Below are 17,414 nucleotides of genomic sequence, written 5' to 3'. Positions count from 1 at the left end.
TATGGCGAAAGCTTCCACCAGCGGCGCTTCGCGCGTGCGCAAAAAGGTCAAGAAGAACGTCTCGGACGGCATCGCGCACGTTCACGCTTCGTTCAACAACACCATCATCACCATCACCGACCGTCAGGGCAACGCACTGTCGTGGGCCACGTCGGGCGGTGCTGGCTTCAAGGGTTCGCGCAAGTCGACCCCGTTTGCCGCGCAGGTTGCCGCTGAAACGGCTGGCCGCGTTGCGCTCGAGTACGGCATCAAGACGCTGGAAGTCCGCATCAAGGGCCCCGGTCCTGGCCGCGAGTCGTCGGTTCGCGCCTTGAACGCGCTGGGCATCAAGATCTCGTCCATCGCCGACATCACGCCCGTTCCGCACAACGGCTGCCGTCCGCCGAAGCGTCGTCGTATCTAAAGGGAATCCACATGGCACGTTATATTGGACCCAAATGCAAGCTCTCGCGCCGCGAGGGTACTGACCTGTTCCTGAAGAGCGCCCGTCGCTCGCTGGATTCCAAGTGCAAGCTGGATTCCAAGCCTGGCCAACACGGCCGCACTTCGGGTGCCCGCACTTCCGACTACGGCCTGCAGCTGCGCGAAAAGCAAAAGCTCAAGCGCATGTACGGCGTGCTGGAAAAGCAATTCCGCAAGTACTTCGCTGAAGCCGAGCGTCGCCGTGGCAACACCGGCGAAACGCTGATCCAGCTGCTGGAATCGCGCCTGGACAACGTCGTCTACCGCATGGGCTTCGGCTCGACGCGCGCCGAAGCTCGCCAGCTGGTGAGCCACCGCGCCATCGAACTGAACGGCCACACGGCTGACATCGCTTCGATGCTGGTCAAGGCTGGCGACGTCATCTCGATCCGCGAAAAGGCCAAGAAGCAAGGCCGCATCAAGGAATCGCTCGACCTGGCCACCAGCATCGGCATCCCCCAGTGGGTGGAAGTCGACACGACCAAGCTGACCGGTACGTTCAAGTCGGCCCCCGATCGCGCTGACGTCGCTCGCGACATCAACGAATCGATGGTCGTCGAACTGTACTCGCGTTAATCACGCCTGCCGGCGCGTCTCCTTCGCGGAAGCGCTGGCAAGCTGGTCCCGCGATCCGTTTGCACGTCCCGCAGCAGCCCGCTTTCCGCCGTTTGGTGGAGCGGGCTTTGCGGTAAGTATCGGGCGGCGTTTTTTCGCGCTGTCCGTGCATCAAGCATCAAGTTTCAACCTGTCCATCAGCCTTATCGGTGTAACGAGCCGAGGGTATTGAAAAGGAACACAGTAAATGTCCACTCAAGGTTTCCTGAAGCCGCGCTCCATTGAAGTCGAACCGGTCGGCACGCACCATGCCAAGATCGTGATGGAGCCGTTCGAGCGTGGCTACGGTCACACGCTGGGCAACGCCCTGCGCCGCATCCTGCTGTCTTCGATGACCGGCTACGCGCCGACCGAAGTGCAAATGACGGGCGTGGTGCACGAATACTCGACCATCCCCGGCGTTCGCGAAGATGTCGTCGACATCCTGCTGAACCTGAAGGGCGTGGTCTTCAAGCTGCACAACCGTGACGAAGTCACCCTGGTCCTGCGCAAGTCCGGCGCCGGCACCGTGCTGGCCAGCGACATCGAGCTGCCGCACGACGTCGAGATCATCAACCCCGGCCACGCCATCTGCAACCTGACGGAAGCGGGCAAGCTGGAAATGCAGATCAAGGTCGAAAAGGGCCGTGGCTACGTGCCGGGCAACGTGCGCGCGCTGTCGGAAGACCGCACCCACACCATCGGCCGCATCGTCCTGGACGCCTCGTTCAGCCCGGTCCGCCGCGTGAGCTACGCCGTTGAAAGCGCCCGTGTGGAACAACGTACCGACCTGGACAAGCTGGTCCTGGACATCGAAACCAACGGCGTCATCTCGCCCGAGGAAGCGGTGCGCCAGTCGGCCCGCATCCTGATGGACCAGATCTCGGTGTTCGCCGCCCTGGAAGGCGCTGGCGATTCGTACGAAGCCCCGGTCCGCGGCACGCCGCAGATCGATCCGGTGCTGCTGCGCCCGGTCGACGACCTGGAGCTGACGGTGCGTTCGGCCAACTGCCTGAAGGCCGAAAACATCTACTACATTGGCGACCTGATCCAGCGTACCGAAAACGAGCTGCTCAAGACCCCGAACCTGGGTCGCAAGTCGCTCAACGAGATCAAGGAAGTGCTGGCTGCACGTGGCCTGACCCTCGGTATGAAGCTCGAGAACTGGCCGCCCCTGGGCCTGGAGCGTCCCTAAGTCTTGAAAGGGTGCCGCCCCGGATCAGGGGCGTCTCCCGCAGCGCCCGGCTTCACCGCCGGGCGATTTGCGAAACCGTCGTAAAATGCCCCGTTTTCTACCGGACCGCGGCCTGATTGCAGGTCGATAGAAGAGCCGGCAACCCGATGGCGGAAACGCCGTCTTTAGATTCAAAGGAAACTTATCATGCGTCACGGTAATGGCTTGCGTAAGCTCAACCGCACCAGCAGTCACCGTCTTGCCATGTTCCGCAACATGGCTGTTTCGCTGATCACTCACGAAGCAATCAAGACCACGCTGCCGAAGGCGAAAGAATTGCGCCGCGTCATCGAACCCCTGATCACGCTGGGCAAGGAGCCCACGCTCGCGAACAAGCGTCTGGCTTTCGCCCGTCTGCGCGATCGCGATGCGGTCGTGAAGCTGTTTGCCGAAATCGGCCCGCGCTACGCGGCCCGTAACGGCGGCTACACCCGCGTGCTGAAGATGGGCTTCCGTCAAGGCGACAACGCTCCCATGGCTTTCATGGAACTGGTTGACCGTCCGGAAGTCGATGAAGCCGCTGAGGACAGCGCCGAGTAAATTCGGCAGCTCGATAAGCGACAAGGGCGGGTCTTCGGACCCGCCCTTGTTTTTTTTGGGGCGCGCCGCCGGTGGCCTCGCGGCCGCCCGCTCAGGCTGCGCGCTCGGGCCCCCCCCGCAACTGCGCGCGCAACTCGGACGCGGTGGTCGCCAGCGCTTCCTGCGCCGGCTGGGCGGGCATTTTGAAGGTCAGGTCCTGCTGCTCGATGTACTGCGTGGACGTCAGGTCCTGCGGGTGGTGCATCGGGATGACATGGGCGTGCGCATGGGTCACGTGGATGCCGGTGAACGCAAAACCCACGCGCTCGACGCCGTACAGACGCTTCATGTGGCGGCCCAGCCGCTGGCCGAGATTGACGATGCTCGCCGCCAGGTCGGCGGGCATGTCTTCGTAGTAGGGGTAGTGCTGCTTGGGAATGATGAGCGTGTGCCCGGGGCGCACCGGCTGGATGTCCAGGAAGGCCAGCAGGCGGTCATCTTCGTGGATGACGTGCGCGGGGATCTCGTGACGGGCGATGCGGCAGAACAGGCAGTTGTCGGACATGCTTGCCTCGGCGTAGAAGATGACGGCGCGGCGGCGGGCGCCCGGCTGTTCCGGGGAGTTGGCCGCAATACCGATAAAATACCCCGAGTTACATCCCACGCGGGTATCCCAAGGAGCTTCCATGTTGCGCGATGACGACGTCGTGCTGGTCATCAGCAATGCACCGGACCTGTTGCTGGCCAAGCGCATTGCGCACGTGCTGGTCGAGGACGGGTTGGCCGCGTGCGTGAACCTCGGCGCTCCCGGACTGTCCATCTATATGTGGAACGGCGAGGTCGAAGGCGCGGAAGAAATCCCCATCCACATCAAGACCACCCACGCCCGGCACGCCGACGTCGTGCAGGTCCTGGCGCAGATGCATCCCTACGACGTTCCCGAGATCATCGTGCTGCCGGTCATTGGCGGCGCGGCGCCCTACCTGGACTGGGTGCGAGAGCAGACGGCCCCTACGCAGAACAAGAGAAACTGATGTTGCAACTTGCCGGTACGGTTGGCGCGCCCGCGCGCGCCGAGAGCGCGATCTCCCGCCTTTTCAGGCACTGCCTGATGCTGCTGGCGATGGCTGTCCTGCTGCTGGGATGGCAGGCGGCGCGCGCCGAGACCGAGTTCCTCGAGCCTGAAAAGGCCTTCCTATTCAGCGCCCAGATGGCGTCCGCGGACACGCTGGAGCTGCACTACAAGGTCGCGCCCGGCTACTACATGTACCGCGAGCGCTTCGCGATCGCCGTCAGCCCGCCCGACGCCACTACGCTCGGCGAGCCCGTCTATCCCAAGGGCGAGGTCAAGTACGACCCGACCTTCGAAAAGGACATGGAGGTCTTCCACAAGGACGTGACGATCCGCGTGCCGGTGGGCGCGGGCGGACAGCCATTCACGCTGACGTTGACAGGTCAGGGCTGTGCGGACGCCGGGCTGTGCTATCCGCCGATGGACAGCATCGTGAAGCTCACGCCCGTGGCAGACGGCTATTCAGTGGCCGGCACGGGGCTCGGGTCCGGCTCTCCGACGCAAGCAGCTTCCGGCGGGTTGTCTGCCTTGGTCAACGCCGGCGACACAGGCCTGGCGGATGCCCTGGGCGGCCTCGGATGGGCCAAGACGGCGGGTGTTTTCCTGGTGTTGGGACTGCTGCTGGCCTTCACGCCGTGCGTCCTGCCGATGATCCCCATCCTGTCGTCCATCGTACTGGGCGGGGCGCAGCAGCAGCGGCCCAGCCGGGGGCGCGGACTGGCGCTGGCGGCCACCTATGTGCTGGGCATGTCGGTGGTGTATACCGCCCTGGGCGTGGCCGCGGGCCTGAGCGGCGCGGGCCTTGCCGCCTGGCTGCAGACGCCGTGGATCCTGACCCTCTTCGCCATTCTGCTGGCCGTGCTGGCGCTGGCCATGTTCGACGTGTTCACGTTCCAGATGCCCTCGGGCGTCCAGGCCATGCTGTCCGAGCGCTCGTCGCGCGTGCCGGGCGGGCGCTATACCGGCGCGCTGGTGATGGGCGCGCTGTCGGCCCTGATCGTCGGTCCCTGCGTGGCCGCGCCGCTGGCCGGCGCCTTGCTGTATATCTCGCAGACCGGCGACGTGTTGCTGGGCGGGGCGGCGTTGTTCGCAATGGCCTGGGGCATGGGCGTGCCGCTGCTGATCGTTGGCGCGTCGTCCTCGGCCCTGCTGCCCAAGGCCGGACCCTGGATGGACGGCATGAAGCGGTTGTTCGGCATGCTCTTGCTTGCCACCGCCTGGTGGATGCTGATCCCCGTGGTGCCCACGTGGGTCCAGATGACGGGCTGGGCGTTCCTGGCCGTCGTCTCGGCCGTGATGCTGCGGGCCTTCGACGCCTTGCCACCGGGCGCCGGCGCCGGTCGCATGTTCGGCAAGGGCCTGGGATTGCTGCTCGCGCTGGCGGCCGCGGCGTGGCTCGTGGGCGCCGCCAGCGGCGGGCGCGATGTCCTGCAGCCGCTGTCGCACCTGGCCGCGCGTGGCGAGACGCCGGTCGCTGGGACAGCCGAGGGCGAGATCAAATTCACCCGCGTGCGCACCAACGCCGAGCTGGACGCGGTGCTGGCGCAGAGCACCCGGCCGGTGATGCTGGATTTCTATGCGGACTGGTGCGTGTCGTGCCGCGAGATGGAGCGCTTCACGTTCACGGATGCCGGCGTCGCGCAGCGGATGGCGGGGATGGTGCTGGTGCAGGCGGACGTGACCGCGAACAATGCCGACGACCGCGCGCTGCTCAAGCGTTTTCGCCTGTTCGGCCCGCCCGGCATCATGTTCTTCGAACCCGGCGGCAAGGAAATCGCCGACGCGCGCGTCGTGGGCTTTCAGGATGCGAAGCGCTTTGCCGCGTCGCTGGATCGCGTCCTGATGCGCTGAGCGCGACGTGGGGGCCTAGACGGGCGGCGAGGCGCACGCCATCGTCTGATGCGCGCAACGCGGCCTCACGCAGATTGAATCGAGGGAAGGGGCGATATACCATGGTCGCTTCGCCGCCCGCGCGGCGCATCCCACTCCCTCCAGGCCGACGCCGTGACGTCCCCCCCAATTGATGCAAGCCAGGACCGGCACGGTCTGATCTATCTTCAATTGATGTTCGTCATGGCCACGTGGGGCCTGAACATCGTCTCCATCAAGTACCTGACGCAGCACATGGACATCCAGGCGCTGGCCGCCGTGCGGATCCTGATTGCGTTCATCACGGTCACTCTCATCATCAAGGCGCGCGGCGGACGCATTCCCAAACTGGGCGGCGCGCAGTTGGGCTGGGTGGCGCTGGCGGGGTTCCTGGTGGTGTATGCGCATCAGGTGGCGCTGGTGTCGGGCCTGCGATTCTCGTCGGCGGCCAACGGCACGCTCATCATGGCCACCAGTCCCTTGCTGTCCGCCTTCCTGGCCGCCATTTTCTACCGAGAAAGGCTCACCACGACCCGTATCGCGGGCGCGCTGCTCGGCCTCGTGGGCGTGGGCATGGTGGTGGTGGGCGGCGGCGCGCAGCTCGGGCTGACCGGCTGGGGCGACGCGGTGGTGTTCGTGGCGGTGCTCGTGTTCGTGTTCGGCGGCCTGGTCATCCAGCGGATGTCGCGAATGATGGATCCGCTGGGGATGCTCTGGTACATGTACCTGGCCGGCGGGTTGATGCTGGTGGGCCACGCCGCGCTGACGCCGAGTTCCTACCAGGCCGGCACGTGGCAGATGGCGTGGTGGCCATGGGCCGTGCTGATGTTCTCGGCGGTCATCGCGTCGGGCGTCAGCAACATCGTGTGGAATGCGGGCATCGCCCGCCTGGGCATCAGCCGCGCGGCGCTCTTCGTGAACTGGCTGCCGATCTTCGGCCTGCTGTTCGCGGCCCTGTTCCTGGACGAGCACGTCACGCTGACGCACGTGGTCGGCCTGGGCTGCGTGCTGGGCGGCACGTGGCTGGGCCTGCGTCGCGGCGCGCAGCCGGGGCGTGCCGCGGCCGCGAAGGCGTGACCGGTCCGGGCGGGGAGCCTAGCGCTGGTTCTTGAGCAGCTTGGCCGCTTCGATGGCGAAGTACGTCAGGATGCCGTCGGCGCCGGCCCGCTTGAAGGCCAGCAGCGCCTCCATCATGACCTTGTCGTGGTCGAGCCAGCCATTGGCGGCGGCGGCCTTGATCATGGCGTATTCGCCGCTCACCTGGTAGGCGAAGGTCGGCACGCGGAAGGTGTCCTTGACCCGGCGCAGCACGTCCAGATACGGCATGCCCGGCTTGACCATGACCATGTCGGCGCCTTCCTGCAGGTCGCCGGCCACTTCGCGCAGGGCCTCGTCGAGGTTGCCCGGGTCCATCTGGTAGGCCATTTTGTTGGACTTGCCCAGATTGGTGGCCGAGCCCACGGCGTCGCGGAACGGGCCGTAGAAGGCGCTGGCGTACTTGGCCGAGTACGCCATGATCCGCGTGTGGATGTGGCCATTGGCCTCCAGCGCGCGGCGCACGGCGCCGATGCGGCCGTCCATCATGTCGCTGGGCGCGACCATGTCGACGCCGGCTTCGGCCTGCGTCAGCGCCTGCTTGACCAGGATTTCGACCGTGGGTTCGTTGACCACGTAGCCGTCTGCGTCGATGACGCCGTCCTGGCCGTGGCTGGTGTAAGGGTCCAGCGCCACATCGCACAGCACACCCAGTTCCGGGAAGCGCGACTTCAGTTCGCGCACCACGCGCGGAATCAGGCCGTCGGGATTGGTGGCTTCGATGCCGTCCGGCGTCTTGAGGGCCGGGTCGATGGCCGGGAAGAGGGACAGCACCGGGATGCCCAGCGCCACGCATTCCTCTGCCACGGGCAGCAGGGTATCCAGGGAATAGCGCACAACGCCGGGCAGGGACGCCACGGCTTGACGCAGGCCGGAACCCTCGGCCACAAAGACCGGGTAGATCAGGTCGTTGACCGTCAGGGCGTTCTCACGCACCAGGCGGCGGGTAAAGTCGTCGCGGCGCAGGCGGCGGGGGCGGGAAACCGGAAACTCAGGGGTGATGATCTGCGGGTTCATGGTACGACCTTGGGGGAAATCCAATTTTCAATGTGGGCGCCGGCCTCTTCCAGGCCGATGCGCTCGGGCGCCGAGAAGGGAATCGTGTGCAGCGCGCCGATGTCGGCCAGGTCCTTGCGGACCGAGAAGACGGTGCGCATGCGCTGGCCGTAGGGCAGCTTGTCGGCCTTGGTCAGCAGCGCCAGCACCGGGCGTCCGGTGGGGGCGATGAAGTTGGCCAGGCGCCGGTCCAGTTCGGTGACGCCGCGTCGGATGTCGATGAGCAGCACGATGCCGGCCAGCGATTCACGGTCGCGCAGGTAGCCGCCCAGGATGTCCGCCCATTTTTCTTTTTCGTTGCGGGCCACCGAGGCATAGCCGTAGCCGGGCAGGTCGACCAGATAGCCGATGTGCGCTTCCGGATCCAGCGGGTCCGGCAGTCCGAACATGTTGATCAGGCGTGTGCGGCCCGGCGTCTTGCTGGAGAACGCAAGACGGCGCTGGTTGCACAGCACGTTGATGGCCGTGGATTTGCCGGCGTTGGAGCGGCCGACAAAGCAAACCTCGGGAGCGCCGGCGGCCGGCAACTGGTCGAGGCGAGCCGCGGAGGTGAGGAAAGAGGCGCGATGTAGGAGGGACACGGATGGCTTTGGATACGGTTGGTTTCGAGCCCTATTGTATAATCCGGCGTTTGCTACAGTGGTCCCCGTGCGCGGAGCCGTCTTTTTTGCTTACTGTTTAGTTGCCGTCCAGCCGTTTTGAGCCCCCCTCTTGGGCAGGTTGCCGCAGCGTCGCAGCAAGATCGCAAGCAGGACAAGCAAAACAGGTTCGTTACGGTTTACTGCGAGTGCGGGCAGGCGTGGGCGCCTTTTTGCGCCTTGATCGATGTGATCGTCGAGGTCTTCATGAAGCGTGTGCTGTCCCGGATGTTGGTCGCGAGCGGGCTGTTGCTCGGCGCCTCCGCCTTCTCTGCTACGAGTTTCGCCGCCGACGGCGCTGCGGGCCCGGCCAAACCAGATGCCGCGAAGGGCGGCCAGCTGTTTGACCAGGGCGACGCGTCCCGAGGCATCATTGCCTGTGCCTCCTGTCACGGCGCGGCGGGTAACAGCACCATTCCGGTGAACCCGAACCTGGCCGCGCAACCGCACGAATACCTGGCCAAGCAGCTTGCCGACTTCAAGGTGAAGGAAGGCGCCAAAACGCCCGTGCGCAATGGCCCGGAGGGCAACCCCAGTCCCATGACGGCGATGGTGCAGAACCTGACGCCGGCCGACATGCAGAACATCGCGCTGTACCTGGCGACCCAGCCGCTCAAGGAGCCTGCCACGGCCGGCCATGAGAATCTGGTTGAGCTGGGTCAAAAGATCTGGCGCGGCGGTTTGCCCGAACGCAACGTGCCCGCGTGCGCGGCGTGCCATTCTGCCAATGGCGCCGGGATTCCCGGCCAGTACCCCCGCCTGTCGGGGCAGTTCCCCGTGTACATCGAAGAGCAGCTGAAGCTTTTCCGCAGCGGCGACCGCAAGAATGACGTCATGCACGCCATTGCGGACCGCATGTCGGATGCCGACATCAAGGCGGTGTCGGATTACGCGGCTGGACTACGGTAAGCGATTGGCCGCAACGTGCGCGGCTGGTCCGCGTTGACGCAACTTGAGCGCGATGGAACCTCGTTCCGCCGCGCACTGTCTATGAGGGGGGTAGCCGATCGCGCGGCCCCCCTTTTTTCATGAATTCGACCCGAACCCACTCCCGCCCCTCTCTGCGCAGCCTGCCAGGCGATCTCTTTGAACTTCTGGGTTCGATGCGTTTTGCCGTCAGCCTGCTGATGTTCATCTGCGTGGCCAGCCTGGTGGGGACGGTGCTCCAGCAGAACCGCTCGTCCAACAATTACATCGACCAGTTCGGTCCGTTCTGGTTCGAGGTGTTCGACAAGTTTTCCATCTGGCACGTCTACAACAGCTGGTGGTTCCTGCTGATCATGGGCTTTCTGGTCGTGTCCACGTCCGTCTGCCTGATCCGCAATGCGCCCAAGATGCTGCGCGACGCGCGGTCATTCCGCGAGCACGTGCGCGAAGGCAGCCTGCGCGCGTTCCCGCACCGCGTCGAAACCGAAGCGACCACCGACGTGCCGCAGACCGCGGCCGGCCTGAAGGCCTTGCTCGGACGGCTCGGGTATGCGGTGCGCGTGCGTCAGGACCAGGACGGGGTTTTGCTGGCGGCCAAGAAGGGCAGCGCGAACCGCCTGGGCTATGTGTTCGCCCACGCGGCCATGGTCATCATCTGCATCGGCGGCCTGCTGGACAGCGAGCTGCCGGTGCGCCTGCAGGTCATGTTCGGCGGCAAGCAGCCCATCGTGGATAACATGCTGATCTCCGAGGTGCCCGAGAGCGGCCGCCTGTCGGTCAACAACCCGAGCTTTCGCGCCAGCGTGCTCGTGCCCGAGGGCGGCCAGGCCAGCACCGCCGTCGTGATGGTTGGAGACGGCGCGCTCGTGCAGCCCATGCCGTTCACGCTGAAGCTGAAGAAGTTCGTCGTCGATTACTACTCCACCGGCATGCCCAGCCGCTTCGCCAGCGAAGTCGAGGTGACGGACCCGGACACGGGCAAGACCTTCGATTCGACCATCGAGGTGAACGAGCCGCTGCGCTTCAAGGGCATGACGGTCTACCAATCCAGCTTCGACGATGGCGGCAGCACGGTCGTGCTCAAAGGCTATCCGCTGGTGGGCGCCAACGATGCCACGTTCTCCGTCGATGGCACGGTGGGCAAGACCAGCGAGCTCACCGCCCAGACCGCCAAGGGCCCGCGCAGCATGGGGATCGAGATCACGGCGATGCGGCCGATCAACGTCGAGGACCTGACGCGCGGCGATCCCAAAGGCGCGGACCAGAGCTTTGCCGAGCACGTCGCTTCGGTCGCCGGCAGCGCGGCGGGCAAGAAGAACGAAAACCTGCGCAACGTGGGGCCCAGCGTCGAATACAAGCTGATCGACGACGCCGGCCAGGCGCATGAATTCCAGAACTACATGCTGCCCGTCGAACTGGATGGCGCGGCCGTGTTCCTGGCCGGCGTGCGCAACAACGCCGCCGAGCCCTTCCGCTATCTGCGCATCCCGGCCGATGACGACAGCTCGATCGCCGAGTTCATGCGTCTGCGCGCCACCCTGGCCGACCCGGCCGCGCGCAAGGAAGCCGCGCGGCGCTTCGCCGAACGCAACAGCCCCTCCGGCGCTGACCGCCAGCCGCTGCAGACCGCGGCCGAACGTGCATTGGACACCTTCGCTTCCGGCGGGCTGCAAGCCGTTGCCGCGTTCCTGCAGGCCAATACCCCCGCCGCGGACCTGGAGCGCGCGGCCGACGTCGTGATCCGCCTGATCGGCGCCAGCATGAATGAACTGCGCGCCATCGCCCGCGAACGCGCCGGGCAGGCTCCCGTCGCGATCGAGGGCCCCGAAGGCGAGCGCGCGGCGGTGTGGTCGCGCCTGGCGGTGGCGGCGCTGTCCGACCTGACCGTCTATCCGGCGCCCGTTTTCCTGTCGCTGGCCGACTTCAAGCATGTGCAGGCGAGCGTGTTCCAGGTCAGCCGCACGCCCGGCAAGAACACCGTCTACCTGGGCAGCCTGCTGCTGGTGCTGGGCGTGTTTTCCATGTTCTACATCCGTGATCGCCGCATCTGGATCTGGGTCAAGCCGCAGGGCGGCGGCAGCAGCATCCTGGCGGCCATGACGTCACAGAAGCGTACACTTGACTTCAACCAAGAGTTCGAACGCTTCAAGCAGGCGCTGCTGCGCCAGAAAAAAGGGTCCTAAGGTTTTTTATGTCCACTACGACCACCACGCAACCCCCGTCGCCTGAATCGCTCTGGCAGGATGCCCTGTCCGAAACGGGCGACAGCCGCGCGCAACGCGGCAAGCCGGATTGGACCGATGTCGTCTTCTTTCTGTTGCTGGCGGTGGGGGCGGGATTCGCGCTGACCCGCTACGGTCACGCAATGGATTCCTACGAAAAGATCATCCTGTGCGGCACGGTGCCCGCGCTGGCCTGGCTGGGCTGGCTGTGGCGCCCGTTGCGACGCCTGATGATTGCCTGTGCGATCTCCTCGGGCCTGGCGCTGATGCTCTACGGCACCGACCTGGCCCGCGCCGAGCAGGTGTTCTTCCTGAAGTATCTCTTTTCCTCGCAGTCCGCGATTCTGTGGATGAGCGCGATGTTTGCGCTGGCGATGGTGTGCTACTGGATCGGCGTTTTCAGCCCGACGGCCGCATGGCTGGGCACGGCGCTGACCTGGGGCGCGGTGTTCGCCGGCGTCACCGGCCTGCTCGTGCGTTGGCGCGAGGGCCATCTGATGGGGCCTGACCTGGGCCATATCCCGGTCAGCAACCTGTATGAAGTCTTCGTCCTGTTTTGCCTGATCACGGCGCTTTTCTACCTTTACTACGAGCGCAAGTACGCCACGCGCGCGCTGGGCGGCTTCGTGCTGCTGGTGGTGACCTCGGCCGTCGTGTTCCTGCTGTGGTATTCGTTCACGCGCGACGCGGGGCAGATCCAGCCGCTGGTGCCCGCGCTCAAGAGCTGGTGGATGAAACTGCACGTGCCCGCCAACTTCATCGGCTACGGCACGTTCTCGCTGGCGGCGATGGTGGGCTTTGCGTATCTGATCAAGCAGCACGGGCAGACGACCTCCTGGGCCAAGCTTGCGCCGCTGTTCATCCTGGGCGTGCTGCTGTGCGCCGAGCCGATGGTGTTCCGCACCGATGGCCTGTCGGCGACGTGGATGCTGTACTTCGGCGTGGGGGCGGTGATCGTCGGCGCCATCCTGCTGGGCCGGCGCCGCATCGCCGACGCGCTGCCGTCGCTGGAAGTGCTGGACGACATCATGTATCGCGCCATCGCGATCGGCTTCGCCTTCTTCACGGTGGCCACCATCCTGGGGGCCTTGTGGGCGGCGGACGCCTGGGGCGCGTACTGGCAGTGGGATCCCAAGGAGACCTGGGCGCTGATCGTCTGGCTGAACTACGCGGCCTGGCTGCACATGCGCCTCATCAAGGGCCTGCGCGGCGCGATGGCGGCCTATTGGGCGCTGATGGGGCTGTTGATCACCGGCTTTGCCTTCCTGGGCGTGAACATGTTCCTGTCGGGCTTGCACTCGTACGGCCAGCTCTGAGCCGTCGCGACCCGCCAGATGGACGAAGGCCCCTGCATGCAGGGGCCTTTGCTTTTTGCGGCGCGCCGGTTCAAGGCAGCAGCGACTCGCCCCGTATCTGGTCCGCGAAGGTTTCGCGCTGACGCACCACGTAGTACTTATCGCCGTCGACCATGACCTCGGCCGGACGCGGGCGCGAGTTGTAGTTGCTGGCCATGGTCATGCCGTAGGCGCCGGCCGATTCCACGGCGAGCACGTCGCCCTGGCGGATGGCCAGCGCGCGCTGCCGGGCCAGCCAGTCGGCGCTTTCGCACACCGGGCCGACGATGTCGTATTCGGCGGCGTCGCCCGCCCGCGGGCGCAGGGGCTGCACGCCGTGAAAGGCGTCATAGAGCGCCGGGCGCAGCAGGTCGTTCATGGCCGCGTCGACGATGGCGAAGTTGCGGGCTTCGGAATGCTTGATGTATTGGACGGTCGTGAGCAGGACGCCGGCATTGCCCACGAGCGAGCGACCGGGCTCGAGCACGAGCTGCAGGTGGCCCTGTCCGCGCGCGTCCAGGCGCTCGAAGACGCGGTCCAGCAAGGTGCGGGGCGACGGGGGCGTCTCGTCCGCGTAGCGGATGCCCAGGCCGCCGCCCAGGTCCAGGTGCTCGATGCGGATGCCAGCCCGGTCCAGGCCTTCGATGAGGTTCAGCAGTTTTTCCAGCGCGTCGAAATAAGGGCTGATGTCGGTGAGCTGCGAGCCGATGTGGCAATCGACGCCCACGATCCGGATGCCGGGCAGCGACTGGGCGGTGCGGTAGGCATCCAGCGCGTCGCCGATGGCGATGCCGAACTTGTTTTCCTTCAGGCCCGTCGAGATGTAGGGGTGCGTGCGGGCGTCGACGTCGGGATTCACGCGCAGCGACACGGGGGCGCGCAGGCCCACGGCGTCGGCGACGTCCGACAGGCGGTGCAGTTCGTCCAGAGACTCGACGTTGAAGCACTTCACGCCGGCCTGCAGCGCGTCGCGCATTTCCCATTCCTGCTTGCCGACGCCCGAGAACACGATCCGGGAAGGATCTGCGCCCGCCACGAGCGCGCGCTTGAGTTCGCCGCCGGACACGATGTCGAACCCCGCGCCCAGCCGCGCGAATTCCGCGAGGACGGCGAGATTCGAATTGGCCTTCATGCCGTAGCAGACCAGCACGGGACGCGGCCCGATGGCGCTGGCGTAGGATTGCCACGCGGCCTTGAGGGCCGCGCGGGAGTAGACGTAAAGCGGAGTTCCCAACCGTTCGGCCAGATGGTCAAGCGGCACGTCTTCGGCGTACAACGCATTATTGCGGTACTGGAAGTACGGGTGGCCGGCCAGCGCTGGGGGCGTCGGGAACGCGGGCGTCATGGGATGGCCGGCGCGGGGGGGATCACCGGCTTCGGCTGGCTTTGCGGCGTGCGGGCCGGCGCCTGGCCTTCAGGGGGCGGAGGCATGTACAAAGGCCCCTTGTACCCGCAGGCCGCCATCATGCCGGTCGCCATCAGCGTGGCTACAATGCGAAGAGCCATGCGGCTGTATGCCAATTGGAACACTGGGAACTCCGTAATTCTTGCAGGCTCGATTATGACCGAAACCGAATTTCTTGCGTTGATCGACCAGGTGCTGGAGAGCATCGAAAGCCAGGCCGATGACTGGGCGGCTTCGCTCGACGTCGACGTCGAAACCAGCCGCAGCGGCAATGTGCTGACCCTGGTTTTCGAGGACGACACCCACGTCGTGGTGAACAGCCAGGCCGCCATGCAGGAGCTGTGGGTGGCTGCGCGCAGCGGCGGCTTTCACTACCGCTACGATGGCCAGCACTGGAACGATACCCGAGGCGGACCGCAGTTGCCGGATGCCTTGTCCCAGATCTGCTCCGCCGCGGCCGGCGTCCCCGTGACGATCAGGCTGTAAACAAAATGGCCGGCCTGTCAGGCCGGCCATTTTTTCGTCAGAAGGGAATCTTCTGCGACCAGGGCGTGTTGGTCTGCGTTCCCACGCCTGGCGCGACCTTGATCCGGGTGTCCTCGCCCGAACTGCTGGTCAGGCCATTCAGGAACTCACCCAGCGTGTCGGCCTCTGGCAGCCCAAGGCGGGCCACGGCCTGTCCGGGCGGGAATTCCGAGAAATAGAACTCGCCGCCTTCGACGAGCAGGCCCTCGGGACGCGGACGCGGCTTTTCTTCCGGCACGCCCTTCAAGACTTCCTGCATGTAGTCCACCCAGATCGGCATGGCCACGCCGCCGCCGGTCTCGCGCGAGCCCAGCGACTTGGGCTGGTCAAAGCCCAGCCAGGCGGTGGCCACGAGGCTGGGGGTGTAGCCGGAGAACCACGCATCCACGGATTCGTTGGTCGTGCCGGTCTTGCCGGCGATGTCGCTGCGCTTGAGCAGGACCCGGGCGCGCGCCGCCGTGCCGTAGGTGGCCACGCCGCGCAGGATGTCATCCATGACCCAGGCGGTGCGCGGGTCGATGGCGCGGGCGGCCGCGTCGCCGGCGACGACCGGCTTGGACTGCATGATGACCTTGCCGCTGCTGTCGGTGACGCGATCGATCAGGAAGGGCGTGACGCGGTAGCCGCCATTGGCGAACACCGAGAACGCGCCGGCCAGTTGCAGCGGCGTGACCGAGCCCGCGCCGAGCGCCAGCGGCAGCACCGCGGGCTGGCGGGCCTTGTCGAAGCCGAAGCGGGTGAGGTAGTCCTGCGCATACTGCGGGCCGATGGCCTGCAGGATGCGGATCGACACCATGTTCTTGGACTTGTACAGGCCCTGGCGCAGCGTCAGCATGGGCTCGTACTGGTTGCCGTAGTTCTTCGGGTTCCAGGCCTTGGAGCCGGTCTGCGCGGCGGTCAGTTCGAACGGCTGGTCCGAAATCTGCGTGCCCGGCGTAAGCCCGCGTTCAAGCGAGGCGGCGTAGATGAAGGGCTTGATGTTCGAGCCCGGCTGGCGCCATGCCTGCGTCACGCGGTTGAAGTTGCCCCGATAGAAATCGAACCCGCCCACCATGGCGCGGATGGCGCCGTCCTGCGGCGACAGCGACACGAAGGCCGCCTGCACCGAAGGCAGGTTGATGATTTCCCAGTTGTCGCCGAACTTGCGGATGTAGACGACCGAGCCGCGCTTGATGCGCTGCTCCGGCTTGGCCTTGTCGTTGAGCGCGCGGGCCACCACGCCCAGCACCTTCTTGTCGGTGACGGTGATGATCTCGCGCGAGCTGCGCGCCAGCTTCACTTCCGTGGGGCTGGCCGACAGCACCACGGCGGTCAGGAGGTCGCCGCTGTCGGAAAACTTGTCGAACACGCCGTCCAGGAACTCGTCCAGCGCGGCGGGGTTGTTCTCGGTGCCCGGGGGCAGGTCGAGCTGTTCTTCCGGACCGGGGTAGGGCGCGCGGCGCGTGTATTCCAGCACGCCTTCGCGCACGGCGCGGTAGGCCGCTTCCTGGTCCTTGGACTGCACGGTCGTGTAGATGTTCAGGCCGCGCGAATACACGTTGTCCTGGTACACGTTGTAGAGGAGCTGGCGCGCCAGCTCGGCCACGTATTCGCCATGGATGGAGTAGCCGCCGGCCGGCGTGCCTTCGGCGGACTTCATGACGATCGGCTGCGCCATCGCCTGCTTGTATTCCGGCTCGGTCAGGTAGCCCAGCGAGTGCATGCGGCCCAGCACGTATCGCTGGCGCAGTTCGGCGCGGGGACGGTTGGCGATGGGGTTGAAGCGCGAAGGGGCCTTGGGAATGCCGGCCAGCATGGCGGCTTCGGCCGGCGTGACTTCCGCGAGCGGCTTGCCGAAGTACGTGCGCGAGGCGGCCGCGAAACCGTAGGCGCGATGGCCCAGGTAGATCTGGTTCATGTAGAGCTCAAGGATCTGGTCCTTGGTGAGCTCGGATTCAATCTTGAAGGTCAGCAGCAGTTCATAGAACTTGCGCGAGTAGGTCTTTTCGGAGGACAGGTAGAAGTTGCGCGCGACCTGCATCGTGATCGTGCTGGCGCCCTGCGTCTTGGACATGCTGACCAGGTTGGCCAGGCCCGCGCGCACCACGCCCATCCAGTCGATGCCGCCGTGCTGGTAGAAGCGGTCGTCTTCGGCGGCCAGCACCGCGGACTTCATGACGTCCGGGATTTCGTTGAAGCGCAGCACGTTGCGGCGTTCTTCGCCGAATTCGCCGATGAGGACGCGGTCCGCCGTGTAAACACGCAGCGGGACCCGCGGCCGATAGTCCGTCATGGCGTTCAGATCGGGCAGATTGGGCCAGGCAAGCGCCAGCGCCATTCCCGCGAGCAGTACGCCGCACAGGAACAGGCCGGCGAAAAGGATGCCGGTTTTAATGAAGAACCGCAGTATCGGGGAGCCGCTGCTGGCGGGCTTGTCTTTTTTGGAGGAATTCTGGGGCTTGCTCATCGCGGCGATTTTACGG

At 65.8% G+C, this 17,414-nt stretch carries 17 protein-coding genes; 11 read left to right on the top strand and 6 right to left on the bottom strand.

Translation table 11 applies throughout. The annotated features are described in order from the left end of the window. Nucleotide 1: 1 nt before the first annotated feature. The 4 genes from rpsK to rplQ all read left to right on the top strand — a co-directional run bounded on the left by rpsK (nucleotide 2) and on the right by rplQ (nucleotide 2,830). Entirely contained in the window at nucleotides 2-403 is a 402-nt protein-coding gene (gene rpsK, locus BMW75_RS12015) for a 30S ribosomal protein S11 (protein ID WP_006216516.1), read from the top strand. An 11-nt stretch (nucleotides 404-414) separates the two neighbouring features. Further along, nucleotides 415-1,038, top strand: coding sequence for a 30S ribosomal protein S4 (rpsD, locus tag BMW75_RS12010; protein ID WP_006389633.1), 624 nt, complete (start codon nucleotides 415-417; stop codon nucleotides 1,036-1,038). Nucleotides 1,039-1,264: 226 nt separating this feature from the next. Next, nucleotides 1,265-2,251 (top strand): DNA-directed RNA polymerase subunit alpha, encoded by a 987-nt coding sequence (gene rpoA, locus BMW75_RS12005; protein ID WP_008169002.1) that lies wholly within the window; start codon nucleotides 1,265-1,267, stop codon nucleotides 2,249-2,251. Between the two features lie 186 nt (nucleotides 2,252-2,437). Next, nucleotides 2,438-2,830 (top strand): 50S ribosomal protein L17, encoded by a 393-nt coding sequence (gene rplQ / locus BMW75_RS12000; RefSeq protein WP_006389635.1) that lies wholly within the window; start codon nucleotides 2,438-2,440, stop codon nucleotides 2,828-2,830. A 91-nt stretch (nucleotides 2,831-2,921) separates the two neighbouring features. On the opposite strand, the gene BMW75_RS11995 is transcribed toward rplQ, so the two are convergent. Beyond that, nucleotides 2,922-3,374, bottom strand: coding sequence for an HIT family protein (locus BMW75_RS11995; protein WP_092579528.1), 453 nt, complete (start codon nucleotides 3,372-3,374; stop codon nucleotides 2,922-2,924). A 121-nt stretch (nucleotides 3,375-3,495) separates the two neighbouring features. Between BMW75_RS11995 and cutA the strand changes: the two genes are divergently transcribed. The 3 genes from cutA to BMW75_RS11980 all read left to right on the top strand — a co-directional run bounded on the left by cutA (nucleotide 3,496) and on the right by BMW75_RS11980 (nucleotide 6,827). Then, nucleotides 3,496-3,843, top strand: coding sequence for a divalent-cation tolerance protein CutA (gene cutA / locus BMW75_RS11990; protein ID WP_092579526.1), 348 nt, complete (start codon nucleotides 3,496-3,498; stop codon nucleotides 3,841-3,843). Continuing rightward, nucleotides 3,843-5,732 (top strand): protein-disulfide reductase DsbD, encoded by a 1,890-nt coding sequence (gene dsbD, locus BMW75_RS11985; RefSeq protein WP_092579524.1) that lies wholly within the window; start codon nucleotides 3,843-3,845, stop codon nucleotides 5,730-5,732. The genes cutA and dsbD overlap by 1 nt, the downstream gene beginning before the upstream one ends. Nucleotides 5,733-5,945: 213 nt before the next feature. Then, nucleotides 5,946-6,827 carry a DMT family transporter gene (locus tag BMW75_RS11980; protein WP_092579571.1) on the top strand — a complete coding sequence of 294 codons (882 nt, stop codon included), beginning with the start codon at nucleotides 5,946-5,948 and terminating at the stop codon, nucleotides 6,825-6,827. 18 nt (nucleotides 6,828-6,845) lie between these two features. On the opposite strand, the gene hemB is transcribed toward BMW75_RS11980, so the two are convergent. Together hemB and yihA are read right to left on the bottom strand one after the other, a co-directional pair. Next, a complete protein-coding gene (hemB, locus tag BMW75_RS11975; RefSeq protein WP_076518339.1) occupies nucleotides 6,846-7,862 on the bottom strand; it encodes a porphobilinogen synthase in 1,017 nt (338 codons plus the stop codon). Further along, on the bottom strand, nucleotides 7,859-8,482 hold the full coding sequence (yihA, locus tag BMW75_RS11970) for a ribosome biogenesis GTP-binding protein YihA/YsxC (protein WP_092579522.1): 624 nt from the start codon (nucleotides 8,480-8,482) through the stop codon (nucleotides 7,859-7,861). Before yihA ends, hemB begins: the two co-directional genes overlap by 4 nt. Before the next feature lie 264 nt (nucleotides 8,483-8,746). Here yihA and BMW75_RS11965 point away from each other — a divergent pair, with 264 nt between their 5' ends. The 3 genes from BMW75_RS11965 to ccsB all read left to right on the top strand — a co-directional run bounded on the left by BMW75_RS11965 (nucleotide 8,747) and on the right by ccsB (nucleotide 13,004). Continuing rightward, nucleotides 8,747-9,448: a c-type cytochrome gene (locus BMW75_RS11965; RefSeq protein ID WP_092579569.1), complete on the top strand. Its 702-nt coding sequence runs from the start codon at nucleotides 8,747-8,749 to the stop codon at nucleotides 9,446-9,448. Nucleotides 9,449-9,567: 119 nt separating this feature from the next. After that, nucleotides 9,568-11,649: a cytochrome c biogenesis protein ResB gene (locus tag BMW75_RS11960; RefSeq protein WP_175493152.1), complete on the top strand. Its 2,082-nt coding sequence runs from the start codon at nucleotides 9,568-9,570 to the stop codon at nucleotides 11,647-11,649. 8 nt (nucleotides 11,650-11,657) lie between these two features. After that, nucleotides 11,658-13,004 (top strand): c-type cytochrome biogenesis protein CcsB, encoded by a 1,347-nt coding sequence (ccsB, locus tag BMW75_RS11955; RefSeq protein WP_092579518.1) that lies wholly within the window; start codon nucleotides 11,658-11,660, stop codon nucleotides 13,002-13,004. A gap of 70 nt (nucleotides 13,005-13,074) precedes the next feature. Here ccsB and lysA read toward each other — a convergent pair whose 3' ends face one another. Both lysA and BMW75_RS11945 read right to left on the bottom strand, forming a co-directional pair. Further along, the gene (gene lysA / locus BMW75_RS11950; protein WP_092579516.1) at nucleotides 13,075-14,367 is read right to left on the bottom strand and encodes a diaminopimelate decarboxylase; all 1,293 of its coding nucleotides are present in this window, start codon (nucleotides 14,365-14,367) and stop codon (nucleotides 13,075-13,077) included. Next, nucleotides 14,364-14,528, bottom strand: coding sequence for an LPS translocon maturation chaperone LptM (locus BMW75_RS11945; protein WP_256381721.1), 165 nt, complete (start codon nucleotides 14,526-14,528; stop codon nucleotides 14,364-14,366). The genes lysA and BMW75_RS11945 overlap by 4 nt, the downstream gene beginning before the upstream one ends. A 55-nt stretch (nucleotides 14,529-14,583) precedes the next feature. Here BMW75_RS11945 and cyaY point away from each other — a divergent pair, with 55 nt between their 5' ends. Further along, nucleotides 14,584-14,913 carry an iron donor protein CyaY gene (gene cyaY / locus BMW75_RS11940; protein ID WP_076518344.1) on the top strand — a complete coding sequence of 110 codons (330 nt, stop codon included), beginning with the start codon at nucleotides 14,584-14,586 and terminating at the stop codon, nucleotides 14,911-14,913. A 37-nt stretch (nucleotides 14,914-14,950) separates the two neighbouring features. Here cyaY and BMW75_RS11935 read toward each other — a convergent pair whose 3' ends face one another. Next, nucleotides 14,951-17,398, bottom strand: coding sequence for a penicillin-binding protein 1A (locus tag BMW75_RS11935; RefSeq protein WP_092579513.1), 2,448 nt, complete (start codon nucleotides 17,396-17,398; stop codon nucleotides 14,951-14,953). Nucleotides 17,399-17,414: the final 16 nt, after the last annotated feature.

Source organism: Achromobacter sp. NFACC18-2 (assembly GCF_900108985.1).
In the GTDB taxonomy this organism is placed as follows: Bacteria; Pseudomonadota; Gammaproteobacteria; order Burkholderiales; family Burkholderiaceae_B; genus Achromobacter.
This window is presented reverse-complemented; position numbering and strand designations above follow the sequence as displayed.

What these genes read in the sequence shown, in the direction of transcription:
- rpsK (WP_006216516.1), top strand. Translation starts at nt 2, where the DNA reads ATGGCGAAAGCTTCCACCAGCGGCGCTTCGCGCGTGCGCAAAAAGGTC.
- rpsD (WP_006389633.1), top strand. Translation starts at nt 415, where the DNA reads ATGGCACGTTATATTGGACCCAAATGCAAGCTCTCGCGCCGCGAGGGT.
- rpoA (WP_008169002.1), top strand. Translation starts at nt 1,265, where the DNA reads ATGTCCACTCAAGGTTTCCTGAAGCCGCGCTCCATTGAAGTCGAACCG.
- rplQ (WP_006389635.1), top strand. Translation starts at nt 2,438, where the DNA reads ATGCGTCACGGTAATGGCTTGCGTAAGCTCAACCGCACCAGCAGTCAC.
- BMW75_RS11995 (WP_092579528.1), bottom strand. Translation starts at nt 3,374, where the DNA reads ATGTCCGACAACTGCCTGTTCTGCCGCATCGCCCGTCACGAGATCCCC.
- cutA (WP_092579526.1), top strand. Translation starts at nt 3,496, where the DNA reads ATGTTGCGCGATGACGACGTCGTGCTGGTCATCAGCAATGCACCGGAC.
- dsbD (WP_092579524.1), top strand. Translation starts at nt 3,843, where the DNA reads ATGTTGCAACTTGCCGGTACGGTTGGCGCGCCCGCGCGCGCCGAGAGC.
- BMW75_RS11980 (WP_092579571.1), top strand. Translation starts at nt 5,946, where the DNA reads ATGTTCGTCATGGCCACGTGGGGCCTGAACATCGTCTCCATCAAGTAC.
- hemB (WP_076518339.1), bottom strand. Translation starts at nt 7,862, where the DNA reads ATGAACCCGCAGATCATCACCCCTGAGTTTCCGGTTTCCCGCCCCCGC.
- BMW75_RS11965 (WP_092579569.1), top strand. Translation starts at nt 8,747, where the DNA reads ATGAAGCGTGTGCTGTCCCGGATGTTGGTCGCGAGCGGGCTGTTGCTC.
- BMW75_RS11960 (WP_175493152.1), top strand. Translation starts at nt 9,568, where the DNA reads ATGAATTCGACCCGAACCCACTCCCGCCCCTCTCTGCGCAGCCTGCCA.
- ccsB (WP_092579518.1), top strand. Translation starts at nt 11,658, where the DNA reads ATGTCCACTACGACCACCACGCAACCCCCGTCGCCTGAATCGCTCTGG.
- lysA (WP_092579516.1), bottom strand. Translation starts at nt 14,367, where the DNA reads ATGACGCCCGCGTTCCCGACGCCCCCAGCGCTGGCCGGCCACCCGTAC.
- BMW75_RS11945 (WP_256381721.1), bottom strand. Translation starts at nt 14,528, where the DNA reads ATGGCTCTTCGCATTGTAGCCACGCTGATGGCGACCGGCATGATGGCG.
- cyaY (WP_076518344.1), top strand. Translation starts at nt 14,584, where the DNA reads ATGACCGAAACCGAATTTCTTGCGTTGATCGACCAGGTGCTGGAGAGC.
- BMW75_RS11935 (WP_092579513.1), bottom strand. Translation starts at nt 17,398, where the DNA reads ATGAGCAAGCCCCAGAATTCCTCCAAAAAAGACAAGCCCGCCAGCAGC.